Annotated in this window: 9 protein-coding genes and 1 pseudogene; 7 read left to right on the top strand and 3 right to left on the bottom strand. The window is 68.3% G+C overall.

Annotated features, from left to right (window positions below):
* Positions 1-53: 53 nt before the first annotated feature.
* Positions 54-3,209 carry a hypothetical protein gene (locus G6N58_RS01805; RefSeq protein ID WP_147289395.1) on the bottom strand — a complete coding sequence of 1,052 codons (3,156 nt, stop codon included), beginning with the start codon at positions 3,207-3,209 and terminating at the stop codon, positions 54-56.
* A gap of 825 nt (positions 3,210-4,034) precedes the next feature.
* Positions 4,035-5,291, bottom strand: a complete 1,257-nt coding sequence (locus G6N58_RS01800; protein ID WP_115279972.1) for a chloride channel protein — start codon at positions 5,289-5,291, stop codon at positions 4,035-4,037.
* A 23-nt stretch (positions 5,292-5,314) separates the two neighbouring features.
* Here G6N58_RS01800 and mshB point away from each other — a divergent pair, with 23 nt between their 5' ends.
* Both mshB and G6N58_RS01790 read left to right on the top strand, forming a co-directional pair.
* Positions 5,315-6,217, top strand: a complete 903-nt coding sequence (gene mshB / locus G6N58_RS01795; RefSeq protein WP_115279973.1) for an N-acetyl-1-D-myo-inositol-2-amino-2-deoxy-alpha-D-glucopyranoside deacetylase — start codon at positions 5,315-5,317, stop codon at positions 6,215-6,217.
* A 171-nt stretch (positions 6,218-6,388) separates the two neighbouring features.
* A complete protein-coding gene (locus tag G6N58_RS01790; protein ID WP_115279974.1) occupies positions 6,389-6,856 on the top strand; it encodes a hypothetical protein in 468 nt (155 codons plus the stop codon).
* Here the strand turns inward: G6N58_RS01790 and G6N58_RS01785 are convergent.
* A complete protein-coding gene (locus G6N58_RS01785) occupies positions 6,842-8,425 on the bottom strand; it encodes a serine/threonine-protein phosphatase 4 regulatory subunit 2 (protein ID WP_115279975.1) in 1,584 nt (527 codons plus the stop codon). The genes G6N58_RS01790 and G6N58_RS01785 overlap by 15 nt on opposite strands.
* Before the next feature lie 239 nt (positions 8,426-8,664).
* On the opposite strand from G6N58_RS01785, the pseudogene G6N58_RS01780 reads away from it, so the two are divergent.
* The 5 genes and pseudogenes from G6N58_RS01780 (at position 8,665) to G6N58_RS01760 (ending at position 14,002) form a co-directional block, all read left to right on the top strand.
* Positions 8,665-11,247: pseudogene (locus tag G6N58_RS01780) on the top strand (bifunctional FO biosynthesis protein CofGH).
* Between the two features lie 16 nt (positions 11,248-11,263).
* Positions 11,264-11,629 carry a hypothetical protein gene (locus G6N58_RS01775; protein ID WP_147289396.1) on the top strand — a complete coding sequence of 122 codons (366 nt, stop codon included), beginning with the start codon at positions 11,264-11,266 and terminating at the stop codon, positions 11,627-11,629.
* Positions 11,630-11,724: 95 nt separating this feature from the next.
* On the top strand, positions 11,725-12,273 hold the full coding sequence (locus tag G6N58_RS01770; protein WP_115279978.1) for a YceI family protein: 549 nt from the start codon (positions 11,725-11,727) through the stop codon (positions 12,271-12,273).
* A gap of 164 nt (positions 12,274-12,437) precedes the next feature.
* On the top strand, positions 12,438-13,289 hold the full coding sequence (locus tag G6N58_RS01765; protein WP_147289397.1) for an MPT63 family protein: 852 nt from the start codon (positions 12,438-12,440) through the stop codon (positions 13,287-13,289).
* A gap of 164 nt (positions 13,290-13,453) precedes the next feature.
* On the top strand, positions 13,454-14,002 hold the full coding sequence (locus G6N58_RS01760; RefSeq protein ID WP_115279980.1) for a hypothetical protein: 549 nt from the start codon (positions 13,454-13,456) through the stop codon (positions 14,000-14,002).
* Positions 14,003-14,052 lie beyond the last annotated feature (50 nt).

Below are 14,052 nucleotides of genomic sequence, written 5' to 3'. Positions count from 1 at the left end.
ACAATCCGGCCCCGTTCGCTGCTGCGAACGGGGCCGGATCGGTGTGGTCGGACTTACTCGCCCGAGTCCGACTTCTTGCTGTCGGACTTGGAGTCGGACTTCTTGCTGCTGTCGGACTTGGACTCCGACTTGGACTCCGACTTGGAGTCGGACTTGCTGTCAGACTTGCTGTCGGACTTGCTGTCGGACTTGGCGTCATCCTTCTTGGAGTCGGACTTCGCGGGCTTCTTCACCCCGAGGGCCTTCTCCACGTTGTCGCGCAGGCCGTTGATGCCGCTCTCGACCTGCTTGCGGGTCTGATCCAGGCCGGCGCCGATCTGCTTGCCGGCGTTGTTCAGCGTGTGCTGGGTGTCAACGGCGACCTTGTTCAGCGTGTACTGGGTGTCGCGTGCGGCGGTCTCGAACGGGTTGGCGGGCTTGGCCGCAACCTTGCCCTCGCCCTCGGTACCCGGGGCGGCGACGCCCTCCTCGGTGACCGGCGCTGCCGCGGGGGTCTCCTCGGTGACGGTCTTGCCGGCGTTCGGCGTGGCCAGGGTGACCACCGGGCCCGAGCCCAGCGAGCTGCTGGCGACATCGGCCGAGGACGAGCCGCCGGCACCTGCGCCTGCGCCTGCCTCGACGTCGACATCCACGTCCACGCCACCGCTGAAGTTGAATCCGGCCGCAAGTTGCGCTGCAGCGGCACTGATTCCGCTGACCAGAGCCTCCAGGGAGTTCTGGCCGTTGGCGATCGCCGCGGCGGCGGTGTCGCGGAAGGCGACAACCACTGCGCTGGCCACCGAGCTGAAGTTGTCGATGGCAGTGCGGATGGTGTCACCGGTGTAGGCGGCGGCGTCCACGATGGCCTCACCCACCGTGCTGACGGCACCCACCACGTCCGGCAGACCATCGAGTGCCAGCGACAGCGACGCCTGGATGGAGGCGCTGATGTCGGCAGAGATGTTGCCCAGGGCCGCGATGGCCTCGGCGCCCAGATCGATACCGGTCTGGATGCCGGCGACCAGGTTCGCACCCAGGTTGGCCAGCACCGGGCCAATCTGGCCGAAGGCGTTGGTGAGCGCCTCGACGAACGCCTGCGGCGAGGGGAACAGCTCGAGCACGGCCTGGAACGAGGCGGCCAGGTCACCGCTGATGCCCTGGATGCCGTTGATCAGCGACTCGAAGGCCTGTGCGCCGAAGCCGATGCCGGCTTCGATGACGCCGGCCAGGTCGGCCGACAGGTTGGCGATGGCCGCTGCGGCAGCGGCGGCGATGAACTCGACACCCGGGACGAAGCTGGTGAACGCATCGGCGAACGCGGCCACCAGGTCGGCCGGGGACGGGAACTGGTCGAGAACCAGTCCGAAGGTCGCAGCCAGATCGGCGCCGGCGTCGATCAGGGCCTCCGCGATGGCAACCGGGTTGAGGAGCTCGGCGCCGTTGATGAACGCTTCGAGGGCGACCTCGAGAGCGGCACCCAGCGACACATCGATGGCGGCGAACGCATCGATGAAGGCGTCGATGAACAGTTCCGGAGTGGGGAACGCGTTGATGGCTGCCACGAAGGCGGCGTACAGCGCGCTGTTGGTGTCCAGCAGCCCGTCGATCAGCGCCTGGAAACCGGTGCCACCCAGTTCGATTCCGGCCTCGATGGCCGCGGTCAGAGCGGCCGAGAGGTCACCCAGGGCTGCCACACCGGCGGCGGCCAGGGCTTCGAAGCCGGGGATCACGGCGGCGAAGGCGGAGCTGAACGTGGCGAAGATGTCCGCCGGGGTCGGCAGGCCCTCGATCACGGCCTCGAACAGACCCGCGAACTGGGCGCCGGCCTCGAGGAATGCGTTGGCGATGTTGATCGGGTTGAGGATCTCCACGCCGTCGACGAACGCCTGGAGGGCGACCTCCAGTGCAGCGCCGAAGGGGGCGCTGATGCTGGCGAACGCGTTGACGAAGGCATCGATGAACAGCTGCGGGGTGGGGAAGGCAGCGATGGCCGCGGCGAAGGCGGCGTACAGCTGGCTGCCCGCGTTCTGCAGACCGGCGATGATCTCCCCGAAGACGTCCGCGCCGAAGGCGAGACCGTTTCCGAAGATGTCGGCGAGCGCGGCCGACAGGTTGGCGATGGCGGTGGCGGCGAAGCTGGTCAGGTTCTGCAGACCGGGCAGGAAGCCCGACAGTGCATTACCGAACGCGGCGAGCAGGTCACCGGGGGTGGGGAAGCTCGCGATGACAGCCTGCAGGAGAGCGGAGAAGTCGCCCCCGGCGGTCAGCAGTGCCTCCACGATGGCGGCCACATCGAGATCGACGCCCAGGCTCAGGGCGATGTCCAGAGCCACATCGAAGGCCGCGGCCAGCGGGGCGTTGACCGCGGCGAGGATGTCGATGAAGGCGTCGACGAAGGCTTCCGGGTTGGCGAAGGACGCGATGGCGGCGGCGAAGGCCTGGGCCAGCGCGCTGCCGCCGTTCTGCAGGGCAGCGACCAGGATGTCGAAAGCCGAACCGGTGAGGTCGATTCCGGATGCCAGGGTGGCGGCCAGGGTGGTGACCAGGTTGGCCAGGGCCACTCCACCGTCGGTCACCAGCTCGCTGAGGCCGGGGAACACGCCGGACAGCGCGGTGGCGACAGCGGCGGCGAAGGCTGCCGGGGTGGGGAAGTTGGCGACTGCGGCGTTGAATGCGGCCACCAGGTCGGCGCCGGCAGCCACCAGGGCTTCGGCGATTGCCTCGGCGTTGATGTCGACGCCGAGGTCGATGGCGGCCTGCAGCGCGAGCTGCAACGCGACCGAGAGGTCGAGGTCCACCGATGCGAACGCGGAGACCAGGGCGTCGATGAATGCCTGCGGGCTGGGGAAGGCGGCGATGGCGGCGTCGACGGCGACGGCCAGGTTGCTGCCCTGGGCCAGGAGCGCATCGACGACGGAGCGGAATGCGGTACCGCCGCCGGCGACACCGGCGCCCAGCGCCTCGCTGAGCGCGACGCCCACGTCGCGGATCGCGTTACCGGCATTGATGGCGCCGGCTTCGACGCCGGCACCGATCGGGGCGACGGCCTGCTGCGCGGCGGCAATCAGGTCGGCCAGGGAGGACAGTGAGACGTCCTGAAGCACGGCGGCCATGTTCTCGCCGCGGATCTCGAGATCCGTAGGCAGGACTTTGACAGGTGCAAGCGTGATGGCGGTGGCACCGACCACCGCGACTCCGGCGGTCAGATAAGACCGGACAGAAATATCCATGTAGATCCCCTGGCTGTGAAGGCTGAACCCGACGTAGCAAAAAGCTACCTGAGAACTGACTAAGTAACAAACGCATCTCTGCGGGTTTTTCGGTTCGCGTGCTTCACTGCGTCGGGTGTTTGCTCGGGGTCCGATCTCCGTGGCAGTAGCTCACAGTGGCCGCCGCTCTCTACGCGCCCCTGGCTGGCAAACCTCACGGTGTGGTGGGCCAGGACGTGTCGCAAACCGGTTACTTACCGTAGAGAAGTAGCTGTGATGCCCTCATTGCGGGGTTTCACCAGGGGAAAATGGATCGACGGTGATGACAATATTCGCCCCGATTGCAAGGTTGCGGCCATAAAAGCGGCGATATGCATCCAAATCACTTGCGTGGTTGGACCACGGAAGTGTTGTGGCAACGATTGTGATGATGATGTGGGTCTAGCTGCGAGTTCGCTGGAATTTACCTTGCGTCGACAAACTCCGGGTTTCACCGGCTCAGCAATTCACTCAGATTTTTCTTGGGCAGCGGTGCTGGTCGGGCGGGTTGCGGCGGCTGTCCATGGACTTGTCGCAGGCCCGGGGTGGTCTGAAATTCCTAGGTTTGAGAGTTCGCAGATCGGGTATCGGGGTCTAGCCCCACCGCACTCTGCCAGCGACTTCCCCAGCACAGATTTGTCCCCGCTGAGAATGACCTGTGTACGCGGGTGTGCAGGTCCATGTAACGCTGGGCGCCTGCCTGGCGATGTAGTAGCTAGATAACAAGTCGGTGACAGCAGGTTTGACCCTCGCGTAAATCGGTTACTCACCGAAACTTAGCGATTCCTGAGGGGCCAGCAAACTTCTCTACGGCGCGCTCTGATGCGGTTGTGACGAGTCGTCGTGACTGTGGCGATGCCGGAGCCGATGCAGGCCGTAGGCACTCCACGCCGCCACTGCGAACACCACCAACAGCCACCACGGCGGCCGGGCCAGTTCCCAGACGAACAGGGCCGCCCACAGGGGCGCCCGCTGCGTGATGGCCAGGACCCCGGCGGCACAGATCAGTGACACCGCCGGCACGCTCACCGACCAGCCCAGACCGGTGTTCGCCGCAATCGCGAGCAGGGAGCCCAGTGCGGCGCCGGTGGCCAGAGCAGGGGTGAGCATCCCGCCCACCGCACCTGCACGCAGATACACCGCGGTCAGCAGGGGCTTGAGTATCAGGATCGCGGCCGCGCCCGCCAGCGTCAGCTCGCTGTTCAGCGTCACCGTCAGGATGCTCTTGCCGTTGCCCGGCAGCTCCGGCCAGTAGTGCGAGCCGATTCCGATCAGCAGGCCGGCACCTGCAATCGCCGGGATCAACCGCCAGGAGGTGATCAACTGCGCGGGGGTGGCCCGATGCATCAGAGTTGTGAATGCCGACCCGACCGCCACGGCCAGCGGCGCCAGCAGGACGGCGACCACGAGCAGCAGATACGACAGGCTCGGATCCGGCCAGGGCAGGGGAGTGGCGTCGTGGGTCACCGGCGCGGCGACGGCCACGGCCAGGCTGGACGTGATCAGTGCCGTGCCGAGCACCCGAGGGTGCCAGGAGTTCAGCATGATCTGCGCTGCGAACAGCGCGCCCCCGAGCGGCACGCTGTACACCGCCCCCAGCCCGGCCCCGGCCGCGCAGGCCAACAGGATCTCCCGGTCGCGGGCGGTCAGCGTCCAGCGCGACGTCCCGGCGTCGCCCATCGCCGCGGACAGCTGCCGCGGTGCGCCTTCGCGCCCCAGTGACGCGCCCGACCCGACCACCAGGACCTGCAGTCCCGCGTCCAGCGACAGCGTTGTGCGGGGGATCGGACGATGACCGTGGATCAGGTCACCCAGCCCGGGCACCGCGGTGCGCCTGCGCAGCAGCCACCACCCCGCGCCCGCCAGGGCGCCACCGATGGTCGGCGCAAGCGCCCGCCGCAGGAGGCTGCTGTCGCTCACCCCGTCGAGCAGCGAGCCGAAGGAGTAGTGGAACGCCACGTGTTCGATCCCGTGCAGCACCAGCGTGGTGGCCATGCCGGCGACGCCCGCCAGCACGCCGATCACGACGACCGCACAGCTGTACTCGAGGTGATGTCGGGTCACCGGCGCAACGTTATGGTGGGCCGATGCAGTCCGCCGCGCTGTCCGCGGAATCTCCGCGGATGTTGTTCGTGCACGCCCACCCTGATGACGAAAGCCTCAACAACGGCGCCACCATCGCCCACTACACCGCCAGAGGCGCCGAGGTCACCGTCGTGACCTGCACCCTCGGCGAGGAAGGGGAGGTCATCGGTGACCGCTGGGCCCAACTGGCCGTCGGCCACGCCGACCAGCTGGGTGGGTACCGGATCGCCGAACTCTCCGCGGCCCTCGGTCATCTGGGCGTCAGCGCACCGGTCTTCCTGGGCGGAGCGGGACGCTGGCGTGACTCCGGGATGGCGGGAACCGACACCGACGCGACCCGGCACCGCTTCGTCGACTCCGACGATCACGAAGCCGTCGGCGCCCTGGTGGCGATCCTGCGGACGTTGCGACCGCACGTCGTCGTCACCTACGACCCCAACGGCGGCTACGGTCACCCCGACCACATCCGGGCGCACCAGGTGACCACTGCGGCAGTCGCGGCCGCGGCCGGTGGCGACCATCCTGGCGAGCCGTGGTCGGTGCCCAAGTTCTACTGGACGGTGATGTCGCGCAGCGCTTTTCATGGCGCCGTGAGCACACTGGAGCCGGCCGATCTGCTGCCGCACTGGACGCTGGACACCGACGAAGCCGAGCTCGGGTTCACCGACGACGCCATCACCGCCGTGGTGCACGCCGCCGATTCGCAGCCGGCGAAGGCGGCGGCGCTGGCCGCACACGCCACCCAGGTGGTGGTGGGGCCGACGGGCCGGGTGTGCGCGCTGTCGAACGACTTGGCTCTGCCGATCCTGGGTGACGAACACTACGTGCTGGTCGCGGGCACCCCCGGAGAGCGCGACGATCGCGGGTGGGAGCACGACCTGCTGGCCGGGCTCCGGCTGTCCTGAACCGTGACACCGCGGTACACGATCGTCATGATTCCGGTAACCGCTACTTGCCCCCTGCCGACCAGCGCAGCGCGGTAAGCTCCACCAATCCGGCACGACGGAAGGGACGGCAGTGGACCCAGATCTGGACCCCAATCTGCAGCACTGGCAGGACCGGTTCGACAACCTGCAGTGGGTCATCGGTTCCTTGTCCGGTCTGCTGGACAGCATCCCGACCTGACCACCCCCACGCGCGCCGCCCCCGAAGACCCGGTGGCGGTGGACAACTCCGTGCGGGTGGTGATCCTGATCCTGCTCGCGGTGGACGGCGTGCTCTGTGCCGTCGCAGCCGCCCTGCTGCTCCCGTACCGGGTGGGTGGCGTCCCGATGCCGATCAGCGCGGTGGTCGCCGGCCTCGTCAATCTGGGCCTGGTGTGGGCGGCGTCCTACTGGGCGCGATCGGGTGGGCTCGCCGCGTTGCCCCTGTGGACGTGGTTGGCCACGGTGGCGCTGCTGACCTTCGGCGGACCAGGTGGTGACGTGATTTTCGGCGGCACCGGCGTGCTTGCCTATTCAGCCGTTCTGATGATCCTCTTCGGCGCCGGTCCCGCTGCGTTCTGGCTGTGGGTGCGCAGTCAGCGACGTTCAGTCATCCGCTGACGACGCAGCGGACCCGGCGTCCTTCTCCGCCGATGTCCGATCCTCGGATGGCTTGTCGGAGGATGCAGTCTCGGAGGATGCAGTGTCGGAGGATGTGGTGTCCTCGGACTCATCGGCTGCCGACTCGTCCTCATCGGTGATGCCGTCATCGGCTGCCGACTCGTCTTCATCGGTGACCTCTTCGTCGGTCACGGCGGGCTCGTCGGTGGCCTCCCCGGTGAGGTCGTCGTCGGTGACCTCCTCCAGGGTCTCCTCGGGGGAGTCCTCGGAGCCTTCGTCGGTGGTGTCCTCGTCGACGGCGGCGTCGTCGGTCTCGACCACGACCGGGTCCTCGACCGCCGGGGCGTCCTCCGACTCTGCCTGCTCGACCTCGGGTGTTGCCTTCGCGGCGGCCAACGGCGTCGACCCCAGCGTGCCGGACGGCACCAATCCCGCCAGCGGGCCGAGAAGATCGCGCAGCACCTGCGGCGTGGTGAAGCGAATCTCATCGGGCGGGCCCTGCGGCAGGTCCACCCGCGGGCTGGTGACATGGGGGACCCACACACCGGTCAGGTACTGCACTTGATCGAGGGTGAAATTGCGCAGGGACTGCACCGCCACCTCGCCGCGGTTCTGCAGCGAGAGCAGCGCGGTGTAATACGCGTCCTCGACGGCCGGGCCCAGTCCCTGCGACAGCGTGTTCGTCACGAGATCGTTGACGATGCTGATGAGGTCGTTCGCCAGGCCGGCCGCATTGTTGCCCTGGGAGTGGATCAGGCCCCAGAACTCATTGAGCTGGAAGTTGGCCACGCCCACCCCCGGCACGAACGAGAAACCGTCGAGCACCGAGCTCACCAGCCCGACGCCGCTGTCCACCGCGGCGGACGGCGGGTACCAGAGGTTGACGGCATTGTGTGCCAAACCGGCCGCGACGTCGGCGATCAACGACAGCGGCCCGCCGACGATGCCGGGCACCGCGGCCTGCGCCGTGACGTCCGCTGCCGCTGCGACCCCGGGGAACGGCGGCCACGGGGGGATCGGCGGCAGCGGGGGCAACCAGCTGAGGAAGTAGTCGATCACCAGGTTGACCTCGTTGATGCCTGCATTCAGCAGTGAGGCCACCGCGGTGTAGGCCACCGCGCTGATCCCGTTGGCCCAGACCTCGAGATTCAGCGGATCGTTCAGCACGGGGTCGATCAGGTCGAAGACGACACTGTCGGTGAACTGCAGTATCGGGTAGTACAAGGCATAGATCTGATCGGAGATCAGCCAGCCACCGGGCAGGAAGCCCAGCACATACGGCGCCAACTCGAGCGCCAGGTACATCGACCACTCGACGATCCCGGCGTACACCCAGTTGACGAAGTCCGACGCCGCGTTCTGCGTGCTGATGTCACCGGCGCCCGGCACCGGCAGCGCCAGCTCGGCCATGGCCGACGACACGTCCGGCGGGCTCAGCGGCGTGACGGCAGCCGCGAGCTGCACCGGTGCGGAGGCGACAAGCGCCGTCGGGTGCTCGGCGGGCAGCGGACGGACCGGCGCCGCAGCCAGACCGCTGATGGCGACAGTGCTCGCGCCGGCAACGAGCATCGAACGCAGTGAAACGCGCATAACCACTCTCCAGATCACCAGGCCCCCGAGCCCAGCGAAGAACTTACGCGGGCGACAAGTGATCCGCTGCGGAATAGCCACCGGCCCGCGTGTCGAGCTCCCGACGGCAGCCCACGGCGCGCGCCCGGTGAGGGCTATTGTGGCGGTCGTGGCGGATGCCGTCGTTCCAGATAGTGAGATGCGAGGATGAACCGCGATCGCATCGCGGTTACAGAGGAGTGGCTCTGAACCAGCAACACGGCACATTTCTGCCGAGTCCGGTCGTCCCCAAGTCCGCCGCCCAACCCTCGTCGTCGAATCCGGCCCTGCGTCGGGTGTTGCGGCGGGCGCGGGATGGGGTGGCGCTCAATGTGGATGAGGCTGCGTTGGCGTTGACGGCGCGTGGTGATGATCTGGTGGGTTTGTGTGCGTCGGCGGCGCGGGTGCGTGACGCGGGCCTGGAGTCTGAGGGGCGCCGCGGTGCGGGTGGGCGGTTGCCGGTCAGTTATTCGCGCAAGGTGTTCATCCCGGTCACCCATTTGTGCCGTGATACCTGTCATTACTGCACGTTCGTGACGGTGCCGGGTCGGCTGCGTGCTGCGGGCCGGGGCATGTACATGGAGCCCGATGAGATCCTCGAGGTCGCGCGCCGGGGTGCGCAGGTGGGGTGTCAGGAGGCGTTGTTCACCCTGGGGGATCGGCCGGAGGCGCGCTGGCCCGAGGCGCGGCAGTGGCTTGATGAGCGTGGGTATGACTCGACGTTGGATTATGTGCGGGCGATGGCGATCCGGGTGCTCGAGGAGACCGGGCTGCTGCCGCATCTGAATCCGGGTGTGATGTCGTGGGCGGAGCTCTCGCGGCTCAAGCCGGTGGCGCCGTCGATGGGCATGATGCTCGAGACCACCTCGCGGCGGTTGTTCGAGGACAAGGGCCAGGCCCATTACGGGTCCCCGGACAAGGACCCCGAGGTGCGGCTGCGCACGCTGACCGATGCGGGGCGGCTGTCGATTCCGTTCACCACCGGGTTGTTGGTGGGCATCGGGGAGACCCTGGACGAGCGCGCCGAGACCGTGCACGCGATCCGCCGGGTGCACAAGGAGTTCGGCCACATCCAGGAAGTGATCGTGCAGAACTTCCGGGCCAAGGAGCACACCGCGATGGCCGCGACCCCCGACGCCGGGATCGAGGACTTCCTGGCCACGGTCGCGGTGACCAGGCTGGTGATGGGCCCGAAGATGCGCATCCAGGCCCCACCGAATCTGGTCTCCCGCCCCGAGTGCCTGGCGTTGATCGGCGCCGGGGTCGACGACTGGGGTGGGGTGTCGCCGCTGACCCCGGATCACGTCAACCCCGAGCGGCCCTGGCCGGCCCTCGATGACCTCGCCGCGGTGACCGCCGAAGCCGGCTATGACCTGGTGGCCCGGCTGACCGCCCAACCGCGCTATGTCCAGGCCGGCGCGGCGTGGATCGACCCGCGGGTCCGCGCGCACGTCGACGCACTGGCCGACCCGGACACCGGGTGGGCCGGGCGGTGAACCCGGTGGGCCTGCCCTGGCAAGAACCCGATGAGGCCACCGAGTCGCTGGGCCGGGTCGATCTGCACACCGCCATCGACGCCCAGGGCCGGTTGACCGATACCCGCTCGGATCTGGACTCGGCGTTCGGGGACTGGGAGTCCATCCGCGACAAGGTCACCGAGCTCGCCGCCCGCGCCCCCGAGCGCATCGACACCGACGTGCTGGCCGCGCTGCGCTCGGCGGAAAAGACCCGCCGGGTGCTCTGATGACGAGTACCTCGCCTTGGCCAGCGCCGACGGGCCCGCGTTGGAGGCGGTGACTGCGCTGGCCGACGCGCTGCGCCGCGATGTGGTCGGCGACGACGTGACCTACGTGGTCAACCGCAACATCAACTTCACCAACATCTGCTACACCGGGTGCCGGTTCTGCGCCTTCGCCCAACGCAAGGGCGACGCCGATGCGTTCTCCCTGTCCACCGCCGAGGTCGCCGACCGGGCCTGGGAAGCCCACGTCGCCGGCGCCACCGAGGTCTGCATGCAGGGCGGCATCGATCCCGAGCTGCCCGTCACCGGCTACGCCGACCTGGTGCGCGCGGTCAAAGCCCGCGTCCCCGGCATGCACGTGCACGCGTTCTCCCCGATGGAGATCGCCAACGGCGTCACCCGCGCCGGCACCAGCATCCGGGAGTGGCTGACCGCGCTGCGCGAAGCGGGCCTGGACTCCATCCCCGGCACCGCCGCCGAGATCCTCGACGACGAGGTGCGCTGGGTGCTGACCAAAGGCAAACTGCCCACCAGCATGTGGATCGAGGTCATCACCACCGCCCACCAGGTCGGGCTGCGGTCGAGTTCAACGATGATGTACGGCCACGTCGACACCCCCAAACACTGGGTGGGACACCTCAACATCCTGCGCGACATCCAAGACACCACCGGCGGCTTCACCGAATTCGTGCCGCTGCCCTTCGTGCACCAGTCCAGCCCGCTGTATCTGGCCGGCGCCGCCCGCCCCGGACCCACCCACCGCGACAACCGCGCCGTGCACGCCCTGGCCCGCATCATGCTGCACGGCCGCATCCCCTCCATCCAGACCAGCTGGGTCAAACTCGGCGTCGAACGCACCCAGATCATGCTCAACGGCGGCGCCAACGACCTCGGCGGCACCCTCATGGAAGAAACCATCTCCCGCATGGCCGGCTCCGAAAACGGCTCAGCCAAAACCGTCGCCGAACTCGAAGCCATCGCCGCCGGCATCGGCCGCCCCGCACGACAACGCACCACCACCTACACCGAGCGCGCAGCCTGATCGAGTAGTCCTACGCATGTCCGCGGTTGCTGCCGCAGACAGGATCGATGTCATGGACATCGACCTCAACACGCGGTCCGCCGCAGCCGCCTGGGTGTGGTGCGGCGGTGCCGCGTTCTGCCAGTTCGTCGCGGCCGCACTGGTGGTCTCGGTGTACGCGTCTGCGGATTTCGCCACGGATTTCGAGAACGGCACCCGGACCGCCGGCGCCGGCACATCCGCCACGGCGTCCACGGTGTTGCTGATCATCGGGATCTTCTGTGCGTTGGTGTCCATCTTCCATCCCGCGGGGAGCCGGCCGGCCGCCACCGTGGGGTCGCTGCTGCTGATGGGCGGCTGTTACACCGGCCTGGCCGCCCTGCCTCTACTCGGCCATTACTGACCGCCCGACGCACCCGGAATAGATTCGGACCATGGTCCGTTTAATCGCGTGAGGGTGCCGGGAGGGCCGTCACCCACACGTTCTGAGGAGAACTCATGACCACTGCAGCAGCCGCCGGCCTCACCGCGGGCACCTGGGCCATCGACCCGGCGCACTCGTCGATTGCCTTTTCGGTCCGCCACCTCGTGGTGAGCAAGGTCCGGGGAACCTTCGGCTCGTTCAGCGGCGCCATCACCGTGGCCGAGGACGGCACCCCGTCGGTAACGGCCGAGATCGACGTTGCATCCGTCAACACCGGCAACGAGCAGCGCGAAGAACACCTCAAATCCGCCGATTTCTTCGACGTGGAGAAGTACCCCACCGCCGGCTTCCGGTCGACGGGCGTGCAGGCAAAGGGTGACGGGTACGTGCTCGACGGCGAGTTCACCCTGAAGGGCATCACCAAGCCGATCAGCCTGGCGCTGGAGTTCAACGGCGTGAACCCGGGCATGGGACACGGCGAGGTGGCGGGGTTCGAGGCCTCCGTGGTGCTGAACCGCAAGGACTTCGGCATCGACATCGACATGCCGCTGGAGACCGGCGGGGCGGTGGTCGGGGACAAGGTCACCATCACCCTCGAGATCGAGGCGCTGAAGCAGGCCTGACTCACGCGTGACCACCACGGCCGTCGGCGGCGGGCAGCACAGCTGCCCGCCGCCGACGCTGTTTCGGTAGGTGAACAACAGCTGAACACGTGAACGGAGTGCGGGCCGCCGACGTCTATCCCACTGAGAGCACCGGTGCGACGCTTCGAAGGAGCCGAGACGCAGTGAAGAGAACAGAAGTGTGCATGACGGTGATGCTGGCTGCGGCAGGCTTTGCGACGGCCACCCTTCCCGCGGCCCACGCGGTCGAGGGGCCGGCCTCCGACGAGCTCGGCCACCAACTGCAACTGGTTGATGGAGCTGTCGTGCAAAGCTGGACCGTCACTGCACTACGGCCCAGTGCGGACGCTATCCCGTACCCGGTGCGCGGAGTGCTGTGGGAGGCCGAGGCCACCGATGAGGCGTTGCAGGGCAACGTCGTACCGGTGATCCCCAACTTCAGCGCCCGGTCCCGCACCGGCGAGTCCTACCGGGTGCTGTTCGAGGTGGCCACGCCCCAGGGGGTCAATCCCGGGACTCTCACCCCGGGCCACAAAGTCAGCGGCAAACTGTACTTCGACGTGACCGGCCATGTGCCGGACCAGGTGGCCTACACCGCCGGCGGGCGGGACCTGCTCATCTGGAACGCCGAGCAACCCGGCGGCGCCGGCCCCTCGTCCGGTGCGGCGTCGACCCCGGTCCGCGCGCCGGCCGCGGAAAGTCCTGCGCCCGCTGCCGAGGCCGTACCGCCGGCCGCCGACACCGACGCCGCGGCGATGGCACCGCCATCGCTGGGGCAGGGCACCCCGCTTGCGGAGGAATCGCCCGCCCGCCAGGGCACCCCGATCCCGGAAGTGACACCGCCGCCGGCGGATCCCACGCCTGAATGGGTGGGAACCCCGGCAACCGGTGACCCTGCCCGGCGCGGCACAGCCCTGACCCCTGCGCCGTCACCCGCTCCGGAGCCAGTTGCAGTACAGCCGATGCCGGCTGAGACGGTAGCGCCTTTCGCCCCGTCGGAACCACCGGCGCGCTGACCTGCAGACCCGATGTCTGACGAGCACGGACGAACGCCCCTGTCGTCCGACACCTCTGCAGCGGGTGGCGATGACGCGCAATGGTGGACTCTGTTCTCCGAACCGGAACCGCCGGCCGTTTCCGAGCCAAAGAATGTCATTCGCAGCACTTTTCGCGGGGTAGGGTGGCCGTCGCCGCCGCGGGCGCGGTCGCGGTGATCGGCGCGGTGCTGGCATGGGCCGCCTGGCCGCCGTCGGAGACCGGTGGTCCGGTGTCCCCGGAGTCGGCCACGAGTGTCGATCAGGCCCGTTCCGGGCAGTTGCGCGCCGGGCTTCCCTCGGGGTACGCCCCGGAGTCCTGCGTCGACGTGGCCGTCGCCGCCGGATCAGCGTCCCTTGCTGTTGTGCAGTGTGGTCCCGGTGCGGCCCCCAACGGGCCTGACTCGGCGACTTTCACGCTGTTCGGTGGCGATCAGGCAATGGCGGACGGGTTCGACGAGCTGGTCAGCCGTCTGGCGCTGGTCGACTGCCCAGGCGACATCCAGTCGCCGGGACCGTGGCGGGTGAGCACCGGTCCGCAGCAGGCCCGCGGCATCCTGGTGTGCGGATTCGACGGCGAGGCTCCCGTGGTGGGCTGGACCCAGCTGGAGACGCACATCCTCAGCGTCGTGGCCGCCGACAGCCGGGGATCCTCCATGGCCGAGTTGTTCCAGTGGTGGTCCCGGCAGTCGTAACGGCTGGTGGCAGCGAAAAGTACGGTGCGGGAATAATTCTCGATCACCGC

It is taken from the genome of Mycolicibacterium tokaiense, assembly GCF_010725885.1.
GTDB lineage: Bacteria > Actinomycetota > Actinomycetes > Mycobacteriales > Mycobacteriaceae > Mycobacterium > Mycobacterium tokaiense.
Note: the sequence above shows the minus strand (reverse complement) of the source record. Positions and strands in the feature narration are given on the sequence as shown.

Coding starts and splice junctions, on each gene's coding strand:
- G6N58_RS01805 (WP_147289395.1), bottom strand. CDS start 3,209: ATGGATATTTCTGTCCGGTCTTATCTGACCGCCGGAGTCGCGGTGGTC.
- G6N58_RS01785 (WP_115279975.1), bottom strand. CDS start 8,425: ATGCTCGTTGCCGGCGCGAGCACTGTCGCCATCAGCGGTCTGGCTGCG.
- G6N58_RS01770 (WP_115279978.1), top strand. CDS start 11,725: ATGACCACTGCAGCAGCCGCCGGCCTCACCGCGGGCACCTGGGCCATC.
- G6N58_RS01775 (WP_147289396.1), top strand. CDS start 11,264: ATGTCCGCGGTTGCTGCCGCAGACAGGATCGATGTCATGGACATCGAC.
- mshB (WP_115279973.1), top strand. CDS start 5,315: ATGCAGTCCGCCGCGCTGTCCGCGGAATCTCCGCGGATGTTGTTCGTG.